This window comes from Pseudoalteromonas sp. G5_S1_54_S4, from assembly GCF_054968565.1.
Map to the genome: position 1 here is coordinate 1 of NZ_JBQKUL010000038.1, position 21,153 is coordinate 21,153.

19 protein-coding genes, 1 tRNA gene and 1 pseudogene are annotated in these 21,153 nt (G+C 39.9%); 5 read left to right on the forward strand and 16 right to left on the reverse strand.

The features are described 5' to 3' along the window. Positions 1–279, forward strand: a pseudogene (locus ACTRWE_RS13980) (TonB-dependent receptor); the annotation flags it as partial. A gap of 75 nt (positions 280–354) precedes the next feature. Here ACTRWE_RS13980 and ACTRWE_RS13985 read toward each other — a convergent pair. From ACTRWE_RS13985 to ACTRWE_RS14005, 5 genes are all read right to left on the reverse strand, one after another. After that, entirely contained in the window at positions 355–972 is a 618-nt protein-coding gene (locus ACTRWE_RS13985) for an FKBP-type peptidyl-prolyl cis-trans isomerase (RefSeq protein ID WP_008112467.1), read from the reverse strand. A gap of 69 nt (positions 973–1,041) precedes the next feature. Next, entirely contained in the window at positions 1,042–1,365 is a 324-nt protein-coding gene (locus ACTRWE_RS13990) for a hypothetical protein (RefSeq protein WP_033103114.1), read from the reverse strand. A 114-nt stretch (positions 1,366–1,479) separates the two neighbouring features. After that, a tRNA-Ser gene (locus ACTRWE_RS13995) sits at positions 1,480–1,570 on the reverse strand. An 88-nt stretch (positions 1,571–1,658) separates the two neighbouring features. Then, on the reverse strand, positions 1,659–2,036 hold the full coding sequence (locus ACTRWE_RS14000) for a hypothetical protein (protein ID WP_033103118.1): 378 nt from the start codon (positions 2,034–2,036) through the stop codon (positions 1,659–1,661). Positions 2,037–2,239: 203 nt separating this feature from the next. Beyond that, positions 2,240–2,788 carry an NAD(P)H nitroreductase gene (locus ACTRWE_RS14005; protein ID WP_033103115.1) on the reverse strand — a complete coding sequence of 183 codons (549 nt, stop codon included), beginning with the start codon at positions 2,786–2,788 and terminating at the stop codon, positions 2,240–2,242. Positions 2,789–2,985: 197 nt separating this feature from the next. Here ACTRWE_RS14005 and ACTRWE_RS14010 point away from each other — a divergent pair, with 197 nt between their 5' ends. Next, positions 2,986–3,834, forward strand: coding sequence for an IS982 family transposase (locus tag ACTRWE_RS14010; RefSeq protein WP_462880153.1), 849 nt, complete (start codon positions 2,986–2,988; stop codon positions 3,832–3,834). Between the two features lie 314 nt (positions 3,835–4,148). Here the strand turns inward: ACTRWE_RS14010 and ACTRWE_RS14015 are convergent, their stop codons facing one another. Continuing rightward, on the reverse strand, positions 4,149–6,110 hold the full coding sequence (locus ACTRWE_RS14015; RefSeq protein ID WP_033103246.1) for an oxidoreductase: 1,962 nt from the start codon (positions 6,108–6,110) through the stop codon (positions 4,149–4,151). Between the two features lie 322 nt (positions 6,111–6,432). Between ACTRWE_RS14015 and sppA the strand changes: the two genes are divergently transcribed. Together sppA and ansA are read left to right on the forward strand one after the other, a co-directional pair. Next, positions 6,433–8,298, forward strand: coding sequence for a signal peptide peptidase SppA (gene sppA / locus ACTRWE_RS14020; RefSeq protein WP_008112457.1), 1,866 nt, complete (start codon positions 6,433–6,435; stop codon positions 8,296–8,298). 70 nt (positions 8,299–8,368) lie between these two features. After that, on the forward strand, positions 8,369–9,379 hold the full coding sequence (gene ansA, locus ACTRWE_RS14025) for an asparaginase (RefSeq protein WP_033103248.1): 1,011 nt from the start codon (positions 8,369–8,371) through the stop codon (positions 9,377–9,379). A 66-nt stretch (positions 9,380–9,445) separates the two neighbouring features. On the opposite strand, the gene gndA is transcribed toward ansA, so the two are convergent. Beyond that, the gene (gene gndA, locus ACTRWE_RS14030) at positions 9,446–10,819 is read right to left on the reverse strand and encodes an NADP-dependent phosphogluconate dehydrogenase (protein ID WP_013464864.1); all 1,374 of its coding nucleotides are present in this window, start codon (positions 10,817–10,819) and stop codon (positions 9,446–9,448) included. A gap of 350 nt (positions 10,820–11,169) precedes the next feature. Between gndA and pyk the strand changes: the two genes are divergently transcribed. Further along, positions 11,170–12,606 (forward strand): pyruvate kinase, encoded by a 1,437-nt coding sequence (gene pyk, locus ACTRWE_RS14035; protein ID WP_033103249.1) that lies wholly within the window; start codon positions 11,170–11,172, stop codon positions 12,604–12,606. Between the two features lie 62 nt (positions 12,607–12,668). Here the strand turns inward: pyk and ACTRWE_RS14040 are convergent, their stop codons facing one another. The 9 genes from ACTRWE_RS14040 to infC form a co-directional block, all read right to left on the reverse strand. Then, complete coding sequence (locus ACTRWE_RS14040; RefSeq protein WP_033103250.1) at positions 12,669–13,493, reverse strand: LytR/AlgR family response regulator transcription factor; 825 nt, start codon at positions 13,491–13,493, stop codon at positions 12,669–12,671. Then, a complete protein-coding gene (locus tag ACTRWE_RS14045) occupies positions 13,490–14,563 on the reverse strand; it encodes a sensor histidine kinase (RefSeq protein WP_008110465.1) in 1,074 nt (357 codons plus the stop codon). The genes ACTRWE_RS14040 and ACTRWE_RS14045 overlap by 4 nt, the downstream gene beginning before the upstream one ends. A 258-nt stretch (positions 14,564–14,821) precedes the next feature. Then, positions 14,822–16,378 carry a SulP family inorganic anion transporter gene (locus ACTRWE_RS14050; RefSeq protein WP_008110467.1) on the reverse strand — a complete coding sequence of 519 codons (1,557 nt, stop codon included), beginning with the start codon at positions 16,376–16,378 and terminating at the stop codon, positions 14,822–14,824. 114 nt (positions 16,379–16,492) lie between these two features. After that, the gene (locus tag ACTRWE_RS14055) at positions 16,493–16,951 is read right to left on the reverse strand and encodes an Lrp/AsnC family transcriptional regulator (protein ID WP_008110469.1); all 459 of its coding nucleotides are present in this window, start codon (positions 16,949–16,951) and stop codon (positions 16,493–16,495) included. An 84-nt stretch (positions 16,952–17,035) separates the two neighbouring features. Further along, the gene (locus tag ACTRWE_RS14060; RefSeq protein WP_411737803.1) at positions 17,036–17,677 is read right to left on the reverse strand and encodes an MBL fold metallo-hydrolase; all 642 of its coding nucleotides are present in this window, start codon (positions 17,675–17,677) and stop codon (positions 17,036–17,038) included. A 1-nt stretch (position 17,678) separates the two neighbouring features. After that, positions 17,679–19,496 (reverse strand): M14 family metallopeptidase, encoded by a 1,818-nt coding sequence (locus ACTRWE_RS14065; protein ID WP_411737804.1) that lies wholly within the window; start codon positions 19,494–19,496, stop codon positions 17,679–17,681. A 287-nt stretch (positions 19,497–19,783) separates the two neighbouring features. Further along, positions 19,784–20,146: a 50S ribosomal protein L20 gene (rplT, locus tag ACTRWE_RS14070; RefSeq protein WP_008110477.1), complete on the reverse strand. Its 363-nt coding sequence runs from the start codon at positions 20,144–20,146 to the stop codon at positions 19,784–19,786. Between the two features lie 15 nt (positions 20,147–20,161). Beyond that, positions 20,162–20,362, reverse strand: coding sequence for a 50S ribosomal protein L35 (gene rpmI / locus ACTRWE_RS14075; RefSeq protein WP_004587840.1), 201 nt, complete (start codon positions 20,360–20,362; stop codon positions 20,162–20,164). A 212-nt stretch (positions 20,363–20,574) separates the two neighbouring features. Continuing rightward, the gene (infC, locus tag ACTRWE_RS14080) at positions 20,575–21,135 is read right to left on the reverse strand and encodes a translation initiation factor IF-3 (RefSeq protein ID WP_008466946.1); all 561 of its coding nucleotides are present in this window, start codon (positions 21,133–21,135) and stop codon (positions 20,575–20,577) included. Between the last annotated feature and the right edge of the window lie 18 nt (positions 21,136–21,153).

A 21,153-nucleotide genomic window follows, 5' to 3' on the forward strand; every position in this document is an offset into this window, starting at 1 on the left:
TGTGTACAATATACCCTAGGTAATGCGCAATTTACCTTAACAGGAACCCATTACTTTGAGCAAAATGATATTAGTGCTTACGAAACGGCAACGGATGGCTATACATTAATTGATTTACAAGCCAATTATCAGCTTGATTTAGGCGAGGTTGGCACGCAGCTATACCTAAGTGTTGATAATATAACTGATGAGCTTGGTTTCGTGCATAGTTCATTTATTAAAGATACGGCACCTCTTCCTGGACGTAACTTCCAATTTGGCGTTAGAGGCTACTTTTAAAACGCGCTCTTTAATCAGACAATAAAAAACCGCATTCGTAATAATGAATGCGGTTTTTTTACAACTAAATTCTAATTAAAGAATTGCGTGTAACTCAACGTCAAATACTAGAGTTGAGTAAGGTGCGATTGCAGCACCGGCACCACGTTCACCATAAGCAAGCTCATGAGGAACGTATAAACGCCATTTAGTACCTACTGGCATCATTTGTAATGCTTCAGTCCAACCTTTGATCACGCCACCTACTGGGAATTCAGCAGGTTGACCGCGCTCGTATGAGCTATCAAAAACAGTACCGTTTACTAAAGTACCGTGGTAATCAACACGTACTGTAGACTCTGCAGTTGGCTTTTCGCCTTCACCTGTTGCAAGTACTTCGTACTGAAGACCTGACTCAGTAACTGTAATTTCAGGACGTTTTGCGTTTTCTTCTAAAAATGCAATACCTTCAGCAGCCAATACTTTAGCTTCTTCTTCACGACGAGCTTGGATCTCTTCGTTGATTTTCTCAAATGCAGCTTGGATCTCAGGGATCTCTACTTGAAAAGCACTGCCTGCATACGCATCTTTCATGCCTTCAAATACTGAATTTAAGTTTAAACCTTCAAAAGGGTTAGCCTTAAGTTGCTCACCCATTTGTAAGCCAATACCGTAACTTGCTTTTTCAGCATCTGTAGTAAAATTATCTGACATAATGTGTTATTCACGTTTTGTTAGTTAAAAGACCCGTATATGCTATCACAAAATAAAAGCCGTTTGGGGCTAGTTTTTATTGAGTTTTTCTTTAATTAAACCAATAGCAAAGGTACATACAGGTAAACTGAGCAAAATTCCAACAAGTAAGCTCATCGACAATAATCCAGCCACACCGACCAGTAAAAGAGGCACAGCCACCAAACCGATAATGCCAATGTAAAACGCACCCCACACTGGCCAAAAATGATCGTATTTTGTGATTAAATGCCCGGATAAAAGATTAAATCCGATGCCATATAAGAAAGTCATCATCAGCGCATTATCTGGGTATGCATCAATGGCCATTTTTTGTAATAACGATATGGCACTTTGGTAACAATAACCAAACACAGTCCATAGCAGGATGTGCTTGAGTAAACGTTTAGAAAAGGATAACTCCGGGGACTGTGACATAATAAAGCTCCAGATAGCAAAAAACCGCCAATAAGGCGGTTTTTTAAATAATGGTGGAGAGATAGGGATTTGAACCCTAGAGGGGCTATAAACCCCTGCCGGTTTTCAAGACCGGTGCATTCGACCACTCTGCCATCTCTCCGTACGGCGCGCATAATAAGATCATACGCTTAGCTTGTAAAGCCCTATTTTACTAAAACCGGTTAAATAAATCAGGATAGTCATAAACCCTAGTAATATTGTTTAGGTCTGCGGGCAATCCAAGAACATACTAAACACACCAGTAAGCTGGCAGTTAAAAATGCAATACTTTGAAATATTAAATCGAAGCGGTTTAAATCATCACTTGGGATCACAACTAACACAAACGAAGGTAGGACGGTGAATAATAGAACATAGCAGCATATTTTAAAGGCTCTGCCAAAATCAAATCGTCGAGACTGTTGCATCCACCATGTTAGCAGTACTAGGACACCCATCGCACTTGCAGCAATAAATTGAGCTGCTTGTGTATTCATTGCAACATAAAATGTCGCAAGCGCGCCAACAACACCCCAGATTGACCAAGCAAACCAGTTTTCTTTTTCACGTAAAAATAAATTTCCCATCATTTTCGTCTTCTTTATCGTTATTATTGGTAAGACTTTCCATACATTACCAAAAAACAACCGATTAAAAAACAAACTGAAGAAGATTTATTGCGTATGGTGCTTCCGTGCGCTTCTCGCAGCTACAATATTAACCGCGGTAGTGTAACACGATTAACTTAATGAATTATGACTATATTGAATATAAAAAGTTCATCCTATTGCTACAAAAAACTAAAATAGTTTTCTGGTTTATGGCGCGGTGACTTTTTACACTCAACTGCTGGCGTCCCTAAATACAAATAACCCACTATTTCATCATCATTGTTTAAGTTAAGCGCGTGTTTAACACTGGGGCTTTGTGCAAAGTAACCTGTGCGCCAAATACCGCCAAGCCCTTGTGAAAATGCGGCTTGTTGCATAGCCAGCACGCCACAGCCTGCACTTTGAACTTGTTCTATTCTTGGTACTTTTGGATGTTGTTGATATTTTGCAATGGCAATAATGATCATGGGTGCTCTAAGGGGTAACTCTTTAGCGCGATTAATTACTTTTTCAGCTTGCTGCTCGGCCAAAGCGCTTTGATAATAAATTTCACCCAACTTATGACGTGCATCCCCTTGAACAATAATATATTGCCAAGGCGCAATACAGCCATGATCAGGAACTCTGAGCCCAGCCTGCTGAATAATGTTTAGTTGTTCTTCATTAGGGCCTGGCTCTGTCAGTTTTGCATCTGACTGGCGGGTTAATAAAAGCTCAATAGCATCCATTATAATTACTCAAAAGACAAAACAATAGCATACCATTGAAACCCTTAGGTTAAAATATAATGGGCACCCCGCTGTTATTATTTGCTTATCAAGAAAGTACCTAGGTTAACCTGAGCTGCACATAAGAAATGGAACTAAATGCCCTTGCGGTGATCAGATCTTTCGACCAAGAAACATAAGATTACCGAGGCAAGGGCATGAATAACTTAGATGCAATTTACGTAGATGTCGATGATTTTTGTTTATTGTTTGAACCTCAGTGGCTTAAACACCTAATAGAATCAGGTGAGAAGCAACGCATTAAGCCGTCTCGACTATCCTCTAGCGAAGTGATGACTATTCATCAATCAGGTTATCGCGACTTTAAAACTTACTACACCAAATTTGTTTGTCAGTATTGGCGACATTATTTTCCTGATTTAGTCAGTTATACACGTATGTTGAAGTTACTTCAAGCCACGTTACCTGCTCTGTGTAGCTATCTGAAGCAGCGCTTTGATAAACCAACAGGCATTGCATTTATCGATTCTACTTCTCTCAAGGTGTGTCACAACATGCGTATTCCTCGCCACCAAGTTTTCGCGGGAAAAGCCAAGCGGGGTAAAGGAACAATGGGCTGCTTTTATGGGTTTAAACTTCACCTCATCATGAATGATGAAGGTGGTTTATTAGCAGTAAAAGTGACAGCTGGGAATGTTGATGATAGACAGCCGGTGTTAGATATGGTCGATAATGTTACAGGTAGTTTATACGCTGATAAAGGTTATGTATCTGCAAACCTAAAAGCGGAACTTGCTGAGCAAGGCATTGATTTTATTACAGGTCAACGAAGTAATATGAAACGTCAGCCAATATCATCTTGGGATAGAGCGATGTTATCAAAGCGTTTTATCATTGAAACAGTTTTCGACCAACTGAAAAATATGGCTCAAATAGACCATACAAGGCACCGCAGCTGCATCTCATTTATGGTTAATTTAATGGCTGGATTAATTGCCTATACCTTTCAGACTAAAAAGCCGAGTATTAAAGTGACTCGGCTTTAATTCTTATGCAGATCTGAGGTTAGGTTAAAAAAGTACACAAATAATATCGCAACCCAAATAGCCGTGTATTTGTACCATTACAAAGTGACGCTCGCCTTTTGCGTGTAAATAATTAGGTCGAACTAATGAGAGGCTTTATCGATTTAATTTTGCCAGTTAAGCGTTGTAGCCGAGGCACCATTGAAAATCGCAATAGCGTATTTATTAGCTATACAAGGAATGGGGTAAGGTAAAAAACAACAATATAAGGGTCTGATTAAAAGTTAACTATCTTTAAAAAATAATCAGACCCGTGTACTTACTTAAATTGCATATTAAATACTGCGTGCAACTTGTAAAGCTTCAAATATAGCGCGCTTGGCATCAATAGCAGCAGCGAGTTTAGCGCCACCAATAACATGAACCTTGGCGTCCTCTGCTTGTGCCTTAAATAGCTCGTCGTTAGACACTTGACCAATACAGGCAATAACCGTATCGACTGGCAGTACTTGAGTTTCACCAGCAACACTAATGGTTAGGCCGTTTTTATCAAAACGATGGTATTGGCAATTGGCAATTTGTTTAACACCATGTTGTTTGGCAACTTGACGATGGATCCAACCAGTAGTTTTACCTAAGTCACCACCAAAGCGCCCTGCACTGCGTTTTAGCATATAGAGTTGACGTTCATCTTTATGCGGCTGAGGTTCACACTCTATGCCCCACTGGGTTTTAAAGTCGCTGATGCTTTGTGATTTATGTTCGCTTAAAAATGCCACCATATCAAAACCTATACCGCCTGCGCCTAAAATCGCAATCGAATTACCCAGCTCTACTTCACCGCGTATAACTTCATCGTAAGCAAATACACGCTTATCATCGCTGCATTTAATCGTAGCTTCACGTGGTCTTACACCCGTGGCAAAAACCACATCGTCAAACTGGCTCAGCATACTATCATCAAATGCTTTGCCTAATTCAATGGTGACGTTTAAACGCTTAAGTTCATTACTAAAGTAAGCCAATGTATGGTTAAAGTCTTCTTTACCTGGTATTTGCATGGCTAAATTAAACTGCCCACCCATATGCTGCTTTTGGTCAATAAGCGTTACATTGTGACCTTTTTGCGCTAAGTAACAACTTGAAGAAAGCCCAGCAGGACCCGCTCCAACCACTAATACATTTTTAGCTGTTGCGGCTTTTTCTAGAGGGTAATCAAGTTCAAAACCCGCTTGTGGGTTAACTAAGCACGTGGCACGTTTACCTTTAAATACGTGGTCTAAACAGCCCTGATTACATCCAATACAAATATTAATATGCTCAGATTGCTTAGCCGCGTATTTATTAAAAAATTCAGGATCAGCTAATAATGGACGCGCCATAGAGATTAAATCAGCCTCACCCGCCGTTAAAATATCATTGGCAATTTCTGGTGTATTAATGCGGTTTACGGCAATAACAGGCACGCTAATAACATCTTTTAAACGCTTTGACGCTTCTTTAAATGCACCTGGGGGTACCATGCTTGCAATTGTCGGTACCCGTGCTTCATGCCAACCAATGCCAGTATTGAAAATATCAACACCTGCTTTTTCAAGTGCAATAGCTTGTTGTGTTACTTCCTCAGGAGTTGAGCCATTCGGAATTAAATCGATAACAGACAGTCTAAAAATAATTAGAAATTTATCTGAAACTTTAGCTCTTACTGCTTTTACAATCTCAACAGCTAAACGCATTCTGTTTTCAAGACTGCCACCAAACTCATCGTCTCGTTTGTTTGTATGCGGTGCCATAAATTCATTAATTAAGTAACCTTCAGAGCCCATCACCTCTACGCCGTCGTAACCTGCTTTTTCTGCTAAATATGCAGAGTGAGCAAAATCTTTAATGGTTTTTTTAATTGAACTTAAAGACATAGCCTTAGGTTTATAAGGGTTGATCGGTGCTTTTATAGCACTTGGGGCTTGATTGAATGGATGATAAGCATAGCGCCCAGCATGCAATAACTGCAGGCAAATTTTACCACCATGTTGATGAACAGCTTGCGTATAAGCACGGTGTTTAAAAACATCATAATAACTATTAAATGATGATGAAATAGGCGTTAACTTGCCGCGAAGATTAGGGCTATATCCCCCCGTAATGAGCATTGCTGTGCCACCTTTAGCACGTGCCTCATAAAAAGCACGTAGGCGTTTACGATTATGCCATCCCTCTTCGAGGCCGGTATGCATTGATCCCATTACTAAACGGTTGCGTAATTGTGTGTGTTTTAGTTCTAATTTTTGTTCTAACATCCTGTGCCCCAATAACTGGTCTAACCTGTGTGCATTTAGTCAATTCTGCTTTAATGACCAACAATAAGCAATATATGAGCAGATTAAACTTAATAATTTTTTAACTTAAAACCTGTTGACTGCGTTTATCTTGACCAATAGCGTGAGTTAAAAGTAGTGACTACAGCCATAATTTCAGTAATTATTTATTAAATAAACACGTGTTTAATCTCAAGTGTAATTGAATTTATAAATGTTTCGTTACGATTTAGCAGTTAAATTTATTTATATTCTACGCTAAGATGGCAATAACGTTTTAGCTGTACCAATTTAAGGAGCTATTTTGATAGCAAAGGTATTTAAAGGTATATGGACGGGGATCAACTTCTCACGTCGTTTAATACTCAACGTATTGTTTTTATTTTTGGTCGTCATTTTTATCGTATCGGTATCAAGTGACGGTGATAAAATTATTGTCGAAGAGGGCTCTGTTCTTAGACTTAACCTTAATGGCCCTATTGTCGAAGAAAAAACCTATATAGACCCTGTTGAAGCCGCTATTAATGATGCAACGGCCAGTGCTGACTCACCCAGTGAAATATTGCTCGACGATGTAGTTGAAGTAATTAATGAAGCAGCACAAGACTCGCGTATAAGCGCTATTTTGCTTGATTTACAAGAAATGCCAAAAGCACATTTAAATAAGCTCAAACAAATTACGCAGGCACTTGAAACATTTAAAGCAACTGGTAAAAAAGTGATTGCCTCAGGGTATTACTACACCCAAGCACAATATTACATTGCCGCGCATGCAGACGAAATTGCGATGCATCCTTATGGTAGTGTACTTATCGAAGGCTACGGTATGTACCCGCTTTACTTCAAAGACGCATTAGAAAAATTAGAAGTCACTCAGCATATATTCCGTGTAGGTACCTTTAAATCGGCCGTTGAACCGTTTATCAGAAACGATATGTCAGAGGCAGCTAAAGAAGCAAACCGTGTATGGCTAGGTGCTTTATGGAATGAATATAAGCAAGATGTTAGTGCCGTGCGCCCTTTTGATGAGTCAAACTTTGATGAAACAATGGATGTTTATTTAGCTAAAATGCAAGCCGCTAATGGTGATGCCGGTAAATATGCACTGGATAACCAATGGGTTGATTCATTAAAAACCAATCAGCAAATTCGCCAACAATTAATTGAATTGGTTGGAGAAAATGAAGATGGAAAAACATTCAAACAAGTCTCTTTTGGTGAATACTTAAGTTTAGTAAAACCGCCTATTGAGTTTGATAACCCTATGACTGAAAAAGTCGCTGTTGTGGTTGCTAAAGGCACTATTGTTGATGGTGAACGCCGTGCTGGTGAAATTGGTGGTGATTCAACTGCAGCCCTCCTTCGCAAAGCGCGACTTGATGACAAGGTTAAAGCGGTGGTTTTACGTATAGATTCAGGCGGTGGCAGCATGTTTGCCTCAGAAGTAATTCGTGCTGAAGTACTTGCACTTAAAGCTGCTGGTAAACCCGTTATTGCATCAATGAGCTCAGTGGCTGCATCAGGCGGTTATTGGATTGCATCGGCGGCCAATGAAATTTGGGCAGCACCGAGTACAATTACCGGTTCAATTGGCGTATTTGGTACCTTTATGACATTTGAAGATACCCTCGCTAAAATAGGCGTGTATTCAGATGGCGTAGCAACCACCGAATTGGCAGGTTTTTCAATCACTCGCCCACTTAACGAGAAAATGGCTAAAGTTATTCAAATGAGTGTTGAAGAAGCGTATGGACGCTTTTTAGATGTGGTTGCTGAGGCACGTAATATGACCCCAGAGCAAGTTGATAAAATTGCCCAAGGCCGGGTATGGATTGCCTCTCAAGCACAAGAGCTTGGTTTAGTTGATAAACTTGGTAATAAACAAGATGCGATTAAAGCAGCTGCTGAGCTTGCAAAGCTTAACTATTATGACGTTAAAACAATTAAGCAATCGCTTAGCCCACAAGAAAAAATGCTTCAAGATATTTTCGGCAGTGCCGCCGTTAAATCAGTACTTGGGCTTGAAACACAAAAAACAGCAGTATTAGCCAGCCAAGCTAATCTGCAAAGTGTTATTAAACAATTAAGCAGTGAAGTAGAAAACCTAAAAGATTATAACGATCCACAAGGTGTTTATGCCCGCTGTTTAGAGTGTACAGTTGCACAATAGTGCCTTAACAGGCTGTATTGATTAGCAGTTAGCGTTATACTAAGCCCAGTTTTTTTACTGGGCTTTTTTTATGAAACGTAAACGCATTTATATCGCTTACACTGGCGGTACCATAGGAATGAAAAAATCAATTCGCGGCTATATTCCTGCTGAAGGGTTTTTAACCGAAACCGTGGTTAATAACGCAGAGTTTAATCGTGAAGAAATGCCATTATTTGATATTCATGAATACTGCCCACTTATAGATTCTTCAGATATGTCACCGGCTCATTGGCAACTCATCGCCGATGATATAAAAAGTAAATACCAAGATTACGATGGCTTTGTGGTACTGCATGGCACCGATACTATGGCCTATACTGCATCAGCTCTGTCGTTTATGTTTGAAAACTTAACTAAACCTATTATTGTGACCGGCTCACAAATTCCGCTGTCTCAATTACGCTCAGATGGCCAAGTTAACCTCCTTAATGCCATGTATTTAGCGGCTAACTACCCCATTGCAGAAGTCAGCTTATTTTTTAATAATCAGTTGTTCAGAGGCAATCGTGCCACAAAAGCCCATGCAGATGGGTTTGATGCATTCGCCTCACCTAACTTAGAGCCGCTTGCGCTTTCAGGTATTAATATTCAGCTGATCAAAGGGCAATTAAGCCCGTATGTAGAAAATGAACTCCAAGTTATCCCTATTACACCGCAAGCTATTGGCGTGCTGTATTTATATCCAGGGATCAGCAAAGAAGTAGTAAAAAGCTTAGTTAATGGCAATATTAAAGCCCTTGTACTGCTAAGCTTTGGTGTAGGCAATGCGCCACAAGACCCTGAGTTTTTAGCGATTCTGGATGAAGCAAGTAAACGGGGTGTTATCATTACTAATTTAACCCAATGTTTAAAAGGCCAAGTGAACATGGGCGGTTATGCCACGGGTAATGCGCTGTTAAACATAGGCGTGATCAGCGGTTACGATATGACCTTAGAAGCATGCTTAACTAAGCTGCATTACTTGTTTAGTCAAAACCTAGAAATTGAAACAATTCGCCATTTAATGCAAGATAACCTGCGTGGTGAGCTGACCCGTTAAGTAATCAGTTAAGCGAATAACAAAAAAGGACGCTACTTAGCGTCCTTTTTGATTACTTAGATTTTATTAACGAACTTTTGCGTCAATATCAACTAAGTCAGTTAAATGACACGTTTCACCACTGTGGGTTTTAATGCCATGCTCACCAAAGTAATCACGCTGGGCTTGAACTAAGTGCCCATTACTTGGTGTTGTTAGCGTTGCTAAGTAGGTTTGTGTTGCACTAAGCACAGGAAACGCCAGACCCGTCATAACGGCTTGGCCAGTCACTTTACGCATCGCTAATGACTCTTTTTCAAGCGTGTCAATAAACTCAACGCCTTGCGCTACACTATCAAGGTAATCAGCACGGATAATACACCCTGCACGCCATGTTTGTAGCGTTTTCGCTAAATCAACTTTCCATTGATGAGTTCGTGAAGCGCCTTTAATTAATGCAAGTCCTTGACGATAAGCCAACAGGCTCGCAAGGGTAAACGCATCTTTTAATTCATCTAAATCAATATCAACTTGCGTGGTATTTTGTGCGCTGTATGTCATTTCTTGTGCGGCAGTGGTATTACACGCATTGGTTAAATGACGAGCTTGTACAGCAGCCACTAGCGACGGTACCGCAATACCTAATTCAAGGGCGTTTTGTGCTGTCCATAAACCGGTGCCTTTTGCGCCTACTTTATTGTCAATTAAATCTACAAGCGGCACATTATGCGAATTTTCAAGTGATAAAATATGGCTTGAGATTGACAGTAAATAACTATTTAGCTGCCCTTGAGACCATTCGTTAAATATCTCTGCAATTTCTTTAGGTGAGCGATTAGTGCCGTGACGCAATAGCTGATACATTTCTGCAATCAGTTGCATGAGTGCGTATTCAATTCCATTGTGAACCATTTTTACAAAATGGCCGCTGGCTGACTGGCCCACACGCGCAAAACACGACTCGCCTTTATAGCTTGCAGCAACCTTTGTAAACCATGGCTCGACACGCTCCCAGCCACCTTCAGAACCACTGGCCATCATAGCTGGACCATGACGTGCACCCTCGGCACCGCCTGAAATACCCATAGTGGCAAATTCAAACTTATCTTGGTATTTGAGCTTACGGTTAATACCGTCTTTATAATTACTGTTACCACAATCAACAATAATATCACTACACTGAACACCCGCTTCAATAAGCTCGTTGCAAACCGCATCAACTAACTCACCAGCAGGCACAAGTAATAAAATAGAACGCGGTGCTTCTAAACGCCTAACCATATCCCCTAGATCAGAGACAATGTGAAGTTTATCAGCCATGCCTTGTGATTTAGCACAACTTAGTAATTCTTCACCCGCATTTGGGTTTTTGTCATAAGCGACAAGCGTTATCCCTTTTTCAATCAAGTTCAGGGCAAGATTTTTCCCCATAACGCCTAACCCTACTAATGCAACTTGCATTTAGTGCCCTCCTCGGTAACAACTATTTGGTTAGTAAATTAAAATAATACCGCGTGCATTATACTCAGACCGCAGCCATGAGCAAAGCTACATGCATTTATTACAGTTAAAATAAACGCCGCAATTATATCAAACAACCGCCCTCTCAGGGGAAGAAATAGCAGTGCTATTTAAATTTTTAGATCATTGACGCCCTGTGACACCGGTGTCATAATGATGACATATTCATTTTGTATATAATAGTCGCAATGTTATAAAAATTGCATAAAACTAAAGATTGCTCTTTATTAGTAATCGCTAAAAACAAAATAACCGTCAACTTGCTTAAAAAAAGCACACAGGAGAATTTAATGTTAAGACGTACAAAAATAGTCGCGACACTTGGACCTGCAACAGATAGAGATAATAACTTAGAAAAAATTATTCGTGCAGGCGCAAATGTCGTTCGATTAAATTTCTCACACGGTGTTGCACAAGATCATAAAGACCGTGCACAAGCTGTTCGAGATATTGCAACTAAACTTGGTAAGCACATCGCGATTCTCGCTGACTTACAAGGCCCAAAAATTCGCGTTTCAACCTTCAAAGAAGGCAAAGTGACCTTATCTGTTGGTGCAAAATTCATCCTTGATGCAAAAATGGAAAAAGGTGAAGGCGATATTAACGCCGTTGGTATCGATTATAAAGAGCTACCACAAGATGTAGCTCCTGGTGATTTACTCCTTTTAAACGATGGCTTAATTCAGCTTACTGTAGAACATGTTGAAGGTCATTTAGTGCACACTGTGGTTACTGTGGGTGGGGTGCTCTCGAACAATAAAGGGATTAATCGTTTGGGTGGTGGTTTAACTGCACCCGCGTTTACCGACAAAGACAAAGAAGACTTAATAACTGCGGCTGAAATTAATGTTGACTATATTGCCGTTTCATTCCCACGTAGTGGCGATGATATGCGTTATGTACGTTCACTTGCAGAAGCTGCAGGCTCTAATGCTCAGCTTTTAGCTAAAATTGAACGTGCTGAAGCAGTAGAAACGCAAGAAGCAGTAGATGATATTATTTTAGCGTCTGACGCTGTGATGGTTGCTCGTGGTGATTTAGGTGTTGAGATTGGTGACGCAGCTTTAATGGGCAAACAAAAACTCATTATTCGTCGCGCACGCTCGCTTAATCGTACTGTTGTAACAGCCACACAAATGATGGAATCGATGATCGATAACCCAATGCCAACTCGTGCAGAGGTTATGGATGTTGCCAATGCAGTACTTGATGGCACAGATGCAGTGATGCTTTCTGCTGAAACAGCCGCTGGTGATTACCCGGAAGAAACCGTTGCTACTATGGCGCGTGTTTGTTTAGGTGCTGAATCCCAAAAAGAAACACACGTTTCTAAACATCGTTTAGACAGCCGTTTTTCTTCTAATGCCGAGTCAATTGCCTTATCAGCTATGTATGCCGCTAACCACTTAGACTCTGTTAAAGCGATTATCACCCTAACTGAGTCGGGTAGCACGGCAAAATTGATGTCGCGTATTAGCTCTGGACTGCCTATTTATTCACTTTCACGTCATGCAAGTACATTAGGTCAAACAGCACTGTATCGTGGTGTTTACCCTGTATTTTTTGACTCTACAAAATGTGAAAAAGATAGCATGGTTAAAGATGCATTAAGCACACTTGTAGCCGCAGGCTCTTTACAAGCAGGCGATACCGTGATTATTACCCACGGTGATGCGATGGAAACGATTGGTGCAACCAACACGATGAAAATAGTCACGGTTTCGTAACTGTAACGCACATAAAAAAACGCGAGCTAAAAGCTCGCGTTTTTTTATGTTATTTATTAAAGTTAGCTAGCCAGTGCTGCTTTTACTTTATCACGGTAACTTCTACTTACTTTAAGCTCTTGTCCGTTATCTAACACTAATAAATATTCACCACTAACCTGAGTTACCAGCTTGCTAATTTGTTTGGTGTTAACAATCGCGCTGCGATGAACACGTACAAATAAGCTTGGATCTAATTCTTGTTCAAGCTCTTTCATGGTTTTACGTAATATATGCGTTTGCCCATCTTGGCAATGCAGACACATGTAATCACCTGCTGCATCTACCCACTGTATAGTAGCAATGGGTACTCTGACAATTTCGCCCTGCTCTTTTACGGCCAATGACTCAGGATAACGACGATCTGTAAGGGTATCGCCTGTGGCTAATTTCTTTAAAATTTCTTCGCAGTTATTGCCTGTTATCCCTGCTACGAAACTCGCTAGTTTTTTCTTATGGGCGTTATCCTGCTGAGTTTTTAAATAGGTATGCACTTTTTCTACCGCCTGTTTTAATCTGTTATCATCAACGGGTTTTAAAATGTAATCTAAAGCATGAATTTCAAATGCTTTAACAGCAAAGTGATCAAACGCCGTAACAAACACAATGGCAGGTAAATCTTTACTGCTTTCACTTAAAGCACGTGCGACTTCAAAACCGTTCATACCAGGCATTTGAATATCAAGAAAGACAAGATCAATTTTTTCGTTTTTACAACTTTCAATCGCATCAAAACCTGAGCTACACAGTTTGATCACTTCAATATCAGAAAACTCTTCAAGCCTGACGGCTAAACCTTTACGTGCTAATGGTTCATCATCAACAATAAGCGTTTTTATTCTTGTCATTTCTTCACAGCCTTCTCAAACGGGACTCGCAGATTAACTTTTAATCCACTTGGCGTATTATGTGATAATACAAACGAGTAATTATTTTCGTAGAGCGTTTTTAATCTGTCTCGGGTGTTTGCCACCCCTACGCCTTGTGCATTAACTAACTGACCATTTTCAATATCAGTGCCAGGCCCATTATCGCCCACTTCAAGTAATAATTCATTAGCAAAAACTTGCGCTTTTATATCAATAACACCACCTTCTGACATATGGGCAATGGCGTACTTAATGGCATTTTCGATGATCGGTTGTAATATTAAGCTTGGCACTAATGCTTGTTTGGCCTGCTCACTCACGTCCACATTAACTTGTAAGCGCTCATCAAAACGTACACGTTCAATTTCTAAATAGAGCATTAATGCATGTAACTCTTGCTCCAGCGGCACTTTTTTAATTGGATCAGTATTAAGCGTATAGCGTAAAAAGTCACTCAATTTAGATACCATCAAGTTAGCATCTTTATTTTCTTTTACCAAAACTAAGGTTGATATTGCATTGAGCGTATTAAACAGAAAATGAGGATTTAGCTGGTATCTAAGCATTTTTAACTGCGCTTCGTGCGCCATTGTGGTCGCTTTTAAGGCTTTTTGACGTTCACTTTGTAATAACTGGTAATACTTAACCCCAAAGTACAAACCACTCCAACACAAAATAATATAAACAGAATCAAGTCCTTGTTGTAAATAATAAAACCATTCTTCAGGACGGTATCCGTGGCGATAAATTTCCCACAGGTTAAACTTTTGCACCACGGCCCATAATGTACCGGTTATATAAGAGGCGCCAAATACAACAATAATTAATACCCAAGGTGAGGCATTCCAAATTTTGCGATAAATATAACGCAGAGGCACAGTCATTAAACAGCCCGCATAGGCGTTTAGTAAAATAACGAATACGTAAATATCACGCATTTCGAATACTTTAGAACCAATATAGTTAACTAACGCATAACCTATCCAGCCTGCAATTTGCAAAAGCCAGAAAAAACGTTGTCTGTTATCAATTAAAGACTGCCAATTCAAAATTAATTATTACCTTGTAAATTTGTCACTATTATATCGATTTATCGTCAGGTATAGCACTACCAACTGTCTTACTTTTTAATAGCCCTATCGCAAACAATAAATTAAATAAATACAGGATGGATGTTCAGTTCTGGTTTAGTGGTTACGTTAAACAAACTAAAACTCGTGTTGCAATTACCCCTTGCGGATGATTTAAAACGCATAAAAAAAGCGAAAGGCATCCACCTTTCGCTTATAAATGTTTACTTTTCTTTTTTAAGCAAGTTTATCTGAAGCAACTTTATAAGTCGGATCTTCAATTACGTTCACTTCAACTAAGTCACGTGCTTTATGAAGTAGTTCTGTACAGTCTTTACTTAAATGACGCAAGTGCAGCTTTTTACCCGCTTTATTGTATTTGTCAGCTAAGCTGTCGATGGCCTCAATCGCACTATGATCCGCAACGCGACTGTATTTAAACTCAACAATCACATCTTTAGGGTCATTCTTAACATCAAATAAATCAGCAAAGTTTTTAACCGAACCAAAAAATAAAGGCCCATGTAGCTCGTACACTTTTGAACCTTCTTTATCAATATAGTTAGTTGTGTAAATATGTTTTGCATGCTGCCAAGCAAACACTAACGCAGAGACAATAACACCTACACACACCGCAATCGCAAGGTCGGTAATAACCGTTACACCCGAAACTAATACAATCACAAAAGCATCAGATAAAGGCACGCGTTTCATCATTTTGAAACTCGCCCATTCAAACGTACCCAGCACCACCATAAACATAACCCCAACTAATGCGGCCAGTGGGATCATTTCGATTAAGCTTGAAGCGAAGATAATAAATGCAAGTAACATCAATGCGGCACTAATACCTGATAAACGCGAACGCCCACCTGAATTAATGTTGATCATTGATTGGCCAATCATGGCACAGCCACCCATTGCACCAAAGAAACCACATGTGACGTTGGCCGCACCTTGGCCAATACATTCTTTATTAGAATGGCCACGGGTTTCTGTAATTTCGTCAATCAAGCTTAGCGTTAACAGCGATTCAATTAAGCCAATTGCTGCAAGAATAAGCGCATATGGAAAGATAATTTGTAGTGTTTCTAGGTTAAAAGGGACCATAGGAATATGAAACTGTGGTAAGCCACCGGCAATGGTTGCAGCTTCATTTCCTGTCATGCCTTTTAAGAAATCAAGTACTGTACGCGCTTCTAAATCAAGACCAATCACTAAACCCGTTACAGTAACAATAGCAACCAGTGATGAAGGCACTGCGGTAGTTAATTTTGGTAAAAAGTGAATAATTGCCATCGTTAGCGCCACTAAACCTAACATGATGTAAAGCGCACTGCCCGTCATCCACATTTGGCCGCCAGCACCATCAGGCACTTTAAACTGTCCAAGCTGGGCTAAAAATATAACAATCGCTAAACCGTTAACGAAACCGAGCATAACAGGATGCGGAACCATACGAATAAATTTACCAAGCTTAAATACCCCAGCCAATATTTGTAGTAGTCCCATCAGCAACACAGTGGCAAATAGGTATTCCACTCCGTGATCAAGTACTAAACTTACCATCACAACCGCTAATGCACCGGTTGCACCCGAAATCATACCCGGACGACCACCAAAAATAGCCGTAATTAAGCCCACAATAAATGCGGCGTATAAACCAACAAGAGGTTCTACATTTGCAACAAAGGCAAATGCAACAGCTTCTGGGATCAAGGCAAGTGCCACTGTCAATCCAGAGAGAATATCGTTTTTAGCAGAGCTTGGCGCTCTGCTGAGTAAGTTAAACATTGAGTTCCTCAGTTTTATTTCGCTAACAAAAAAAGCGCTAGATTTTATCAAATTAGCGCTCATTTCACAATTATAGTTAATTCAGCCTGTGTGTTTTTAGCTGCTTAGTAAAGTTTAAAGTGGCAGTGCCGTGCTTCGTTTAACACACGTCATGGTCACATTAGAATGAACTTCTTGTACATATTCTAAGCTAAGCAAGTTATCGCGTACAAAGTGCTCATAACCTTCTATGCCTTGAGAAATAATACGCAACATAAAGTCCATAGTGCCAGCCATGGTGTAACATTCAGTCACTTCATCATAGCTAAGTATTAATTTTTCAAACTCAGCTAAATTCTTTTTACCATGGTTTGATAAACGTACATGGGCGTAAACCAACATATCAAAGCCCAGCTTTTTTTCATCAAGCAATGCGACTTTACTTTTGATGTAGCCATCTTGTTCTAATTTAGCAATACGACGCCAACAAGGAGACTGAGAAAGTCCGACTTTGTCTGCAATCTCAGCAGTTGATAAACTTGCATCTTGTTGTAAAAGTGCCAATATTTGGCGATCTACGTGATTTAGAGACATTTTATTTCTTATTTATCTAATAAATTGGTTAAATTATACAGCCTTTTTAAAAAGCAGTCTGCTTATTTTTAACAAATATGCACATCAACCAAACTGGCCACTTACAAATGGGTTAGTAGCCTGTTCATGAGCAACATGGGTGTTGTCACCATGGCCACTTAAAATTGCAGTGTTCGGTGGTAATGTCATGATATGTTGCATTATAGAGTCGATTAGCTGCTTGCTGTCGCCTTTAGGAAAGTCGGTACGCCCTATTGAACCTTTGAAAATAACATCCCCGACGATAACCGTATTGTGTGCTTGTTGATAAAACACAACATGCCCTGGCGTATGCCCTGGGCAATGAAGTACTTTAAATTCAAGCTGCCCAACCTTGATACTATCACCATGGGCTAACCATTCATCAGGATAGAAGGAGTTGATCGGTTTAAAGCCAAACATAGTGGCTTGCATCGGTAAATTGTCGAACCAAAAACGTTCATCCTCATGGGGACCAATCATCTTTACCTTGTGTTGCTCGCGTAAATTATGCGCAGCGCCTACATGATCTAAATGCCCATGGGTTAACCAAATCGCTGCCAATGATAAATTATGCTGCTTAAGTGCTGCATTAATTTTGTCAGCATCACCGCCAGGGTCAACCACGACAGCTTGCTGGGTTTGTTCACATACTATAATGCGGCAATTTTGCATAAACGGGGTTACGGGAATAGTGATTATTTTCATCTTATATTTCTTTATCTTTTTGCGCTGGAATAACTATATTCTCTTCGTATGACATTAAAATTGGGTATTTCAAATAAGCTTGATCATAAAATGGGCTATGCTCATATAACCAGTTTAAACGTGCATCAGCGTTCTTAGCAAAGTCTTTATCCTGCTTCACTTTTTTATCAAATTCTTGGGCTAATTTAAGGTCATCAGCAAGCATTTTTTCAGCAAACGGGATCAAAGCATAATTTTCCATATACTCAGTGCGCTGAAAAATAGTATTAAACTCCCCCCATGCAAAAAATGAATCAGGCGCTTCAGGATATAGCAAGTGGACAGCTAACTCCCCCGCCTTTTGCTGTGTACTGACTTCAAACCAACCATCTAAATCCACATTTGTAGCTGGTACATAATCAAAACTAGCCGACACTCTAAAACGCCCTTCAAATGGCGCTTTATCAAAACTATATTGCGCTACTTTTGCCATTTTTAATGGCTGAGTGTTGGCACCACTGAGCTTATTAACTGACACCCCATGCAGGGCTAATTTCTCAATAATATCGGTGTAAACAGGTGGAATAAAAAATGATTTTGGTACTTCAACCGTGTGCTGCACCTCTTTTTGCCAAAAAATAGGCAGCTTGTCATAATCCTGTTTTTTACCCAAATAGCTTACTTCTTGTTGATTTGACAATGGGCTCAGGCTTTTAGAATAAGCAATACCTTTAAACGCGATATGATCAGGCTGCTCAGAATAACCACGCTTAACAATTAATTGCTTAGGAACAAATTCTTGTTCTTTTTTTACTGCATTAGCGAGTTTATCTTTATGCGCTGATAATGCTTCAATAGCACCATCTATAAACACATAAGTCCCTAACACGCGTTGTTTGTATGGCTTTAAAGAATGGTTTTCAACTAAAATGGTAGGCAATGACTTTAAATCACCCCACCCGTTTGAAAACCGCGGTGTGGCAACCCAACCGGCCAGCCCTGATTTAAATTCTTGCTTATCCATAACAAACACTAAAGGGCCCGGAATATGGCCTTGCTCAGTGAGGGTTTGATCAATCATTGGTTTAAAATAACGGTTAAGCGCATCTGAAATGGCAGGCGACTCGCTAGCAAATACTGGGTTATAGCCATAGGTTACATCGTATTGGTAATCAGCCCCATCAGTGACGTGTACGTCAATATACAAATTCGGATTATAATCATTAATTACTTGAAGGACGCTTTTAACCTCTGGCGTATCAAGCTTAGTGTAATCACGATTTAAATTAAGATTATTTGCGTTTGTTCTAAAACCCATTTTGACAGGGCCACGCTGATTAATACGATTAAACGCACTACTACGCTCGTGACCATCAACGTTTAATATTGGGATAAATAAAATATTTACCTTTTTTAAAATGTCACGGCGCTTACCTGTCGCAATATCTCTAAGCAGCATAAACATCGCATCTTTACCATCAATCTCACCAGCGTGAATACCTGCCTGTATAAGTACGGTAGGTTTAGTGCTATTGGCCATTTGCCCCGCATTAAAAAAACCTTGTTCGCTGGCAATCAACATTTTTATTGCTCGTTTACTATTACTATAGCCAATCGTTTTTGATTTAAATTGAGTGGGATTCGCAGCCACTAATCTATCAACAAATGCCATGGTATTAGCATAATTGGGAGACGAGACTCCTGCAGAAATTTCAAAGTCTGTGGTTAAGGGTCCCTGTTGTTGCAATAGTGAGGTACTACTACCTTCCCATGGTAATAATGGCGGTAAATGATTGCTATTTGCCATACTTGCAGATAAAACCAATAAACTTATAAACATATACTTCTCTAACAAACCCATTAATTAAGAAAAATTATAGCAATTAAACTTTTCTAGTTGCCAAAACTGCGGTGGTTCAACAAAAAAATACAGCCAACGGCATTTTTAGTTGCAGCCCAGCCACGCTATCAACATCTACTGAATAAAAAGGGCTAATAAGTACCTAAAAAAACGAACACACAACGGTAATAAATAAAGGAAAAAGCCTACAAGCGCATAAAAAAGATAATAAATTACAGGCACAAAAAAAGGAGCCATAGGCTCCTTTTTAATACTTATACAAAAACTTAAGCTGCCGCTAGGCCTTCTTTTGCTTTTGCTACAAGCGCTGCGAATGCAACTTGGTCGTAAACAGCGATATCTGCAAGGATCTTACGATCGATTTCTACAGATGTCTTTTTAAGACCATTGATAAAACGGCTGTAAGACAGACCATTTTGACGTGAAGCAGCATTGATACGTGCAATCCATAGTTGACGGAAAGTACGTTTCTTAGCACGGCGGTCACGGTAAGCGTATTGACCCGCTTTAGTAACAGCCTGGAAAGCTACGCGGTAAACACGTGAACGTGCTCCGTAGTAACCTTTCGCTTGTTTTAAAACTTTTTTGTGACGTGCACGTGCGACAACGCCGCGTTTAACTCTTGCCATTTCTAAAAACCCCTATTAAGCGAATGGTAACATACGTGAAACTAGACCATGGTCATTTTTATGAACCATCATCTTAGGACGTAGGTGTAACTTACGCTTAGAAGTTTTCTTAGTCAGAATGTGACGAAGATGCGCTTGTTTACGCTTGAAACCGCCAGAAGCAGTCTTTTTGAAACGCTTAGCTGCGCCTCTGTGACTTTTTAGCTTGTAAGCCATTGCAATAACTCCAATTGTATTGCTTTAAAATTAGTAAGAAGGCGTGAGATATATTGCTATAGCTCCACTTTAAAGGCCTAACTTACTGCTATGTTCCGGTGAAAACCCGATATAAATACCGCAATTTTACTTTAAAACCGGTTAACTCAGGTGGACATTTTCATATCACTTGCAAACCTGAGCTAAATTCGGTGCGTATTATCGCCTAATTATTACTTTTTAGCAACCGGCGCCATCATCATAACCATTTGACGGCCTTCAACACGATTTGGGAAAGATTCAACAACTGCTAATTCTTCTAAATCGGTTTTAATACGGTTTAATAATTCGATACCAATTTCTTGGTGAGCCATTTCACGACCACGGAAGCGGATAGTTATCTTAGCTTTATCGCCAGCTTCTAAGAACTTGCGTAAGTTGCGTAGCTTAACCTGATAATCACCTTCATCCGTACCTGGACGGAATTTGATTTCTTTAATCTGGATCTGCTTTTGCTTCTTCTTCTGCTCTTTTAGTTCTTTGCTTTTTTCAAAGATGAACTTACCGTAATCCATAACCTTACAAACAGGCGGCTCAGCATTTGGACTGATCTCTACAAGATCAACACCCGCTGCATCAGCCATAGCTTGCGCGTCTTTTAATGACTGAATTCCAGCTTGTTCGCCGTCGATGTCGATTAAACGAACTTCTTGCGCTGTAATTTCTTCGTTAATACGATTTTTTTGAGCTGTTTGTTGCCCTTTCTTGCCGCCTCTAATAGTACGTTCCTCCAAGAATATCAATAATATAAG

Coding starts and splice junctions, on each gene's coding strand:
- ACTRWE_RS13985 (WP_008112467.1), bottom strand. CDS start 972: ATGTCAGATAATTTTACTACAGATGCTGAAAAAGCAAGTTACGGTATT.
- ACTRWE_RS14000 (WP_033103118.1), bottom strand. CDS start 2,036: ATGGGAAATTTATTTTTACGTGAAAAAGAAAACTGGTTTGCTTGGTCA.
- ACTRWE_RS14005 (WP_033103115.1), bottom strand. CDS start 2,788: ATGGATGCTATTGAGCTTTTATTAACCCGCCAGTCAGATGCAAAACTG.
- ACTRWE_RS14010 (WP_462880153.1), top strand. CDS start 2,986: ATGAATAACTTAGATGCAATTTACGTAGATGTCGATGATTTTTGTTTA.
- ACTRWE_RS14015 (WP_033103246.1), bottom strand. CDS start 6,110: ATGTTAGAACAAAAATTAGAACTAAAACACACACAATTACGCAACCGT.
- ansA (WP_033103248.1), top strand. CDS start 8,369: ATGAAACGTAAACGCATTTATATCGCTTACACTGGCGGTACCATAGGA.
- gndA (WP_013464864.1), bottom strand. CDS start 10,819: ATGCAAGTTGCATTAGTAGGGTTAGGCGTTATGGGGAAAAATCTTGCC.
- pyk (WP_033103249.1), top strand. CDS start 11,170: ATGTTAAGACGTACAAAAATAGTCGCGACACTTGGACCTGCAACAGAT.
- ACTRWE_RS14040 (WP_033103250.1), bottom strand. CDS start 13,493: ATGACAAGAATAAAAACGCTTATTGTTGATGATGAACCATTAGCACGT.
- ACTRWE_RS14050 (WP_008110467.1), bottom strand. CDS start 16,378: ATGTTTAACTTACTCAGCAGAGCGCCAAGCTCTGCTAAAAACGATATT.
- ACTRWE_RS14055 (WP_008110469.1), bottom strand. CDS start 16,951: ATGTCTCTAAATCACGTAGATCGCCAAATATTGGCACTTTTACAACAA.
- ACTRWE_RS14060 (WP_411737803.1), bottom strand. CDS start 17,677: ATGAAAATAATCACTATTCCCGTAACCCCGTTTATGCAAAATTGCCGC.
- ACTRWE_RS14065 (WP_411737804.1), bottom strand. CDS start 19,496: ATGTTTATAAGTTTATTGGTTTTATCTGCAAGTATGGCAAATAGCAAT.
- rplT (WP_008110477.1), bottom strand. CDS start 20,146: ATGGCAAGAGTTAAACGCGGCGTTGTCGCACGTGCACGTCACAAAAAA.
- rpmI (WP_004587840.1), bottom strand. CDS start 20,362: ATGGCTTACAAGCTAAAAAGTCACAGAGGCGCAGCTAAGCGTTTCAAA.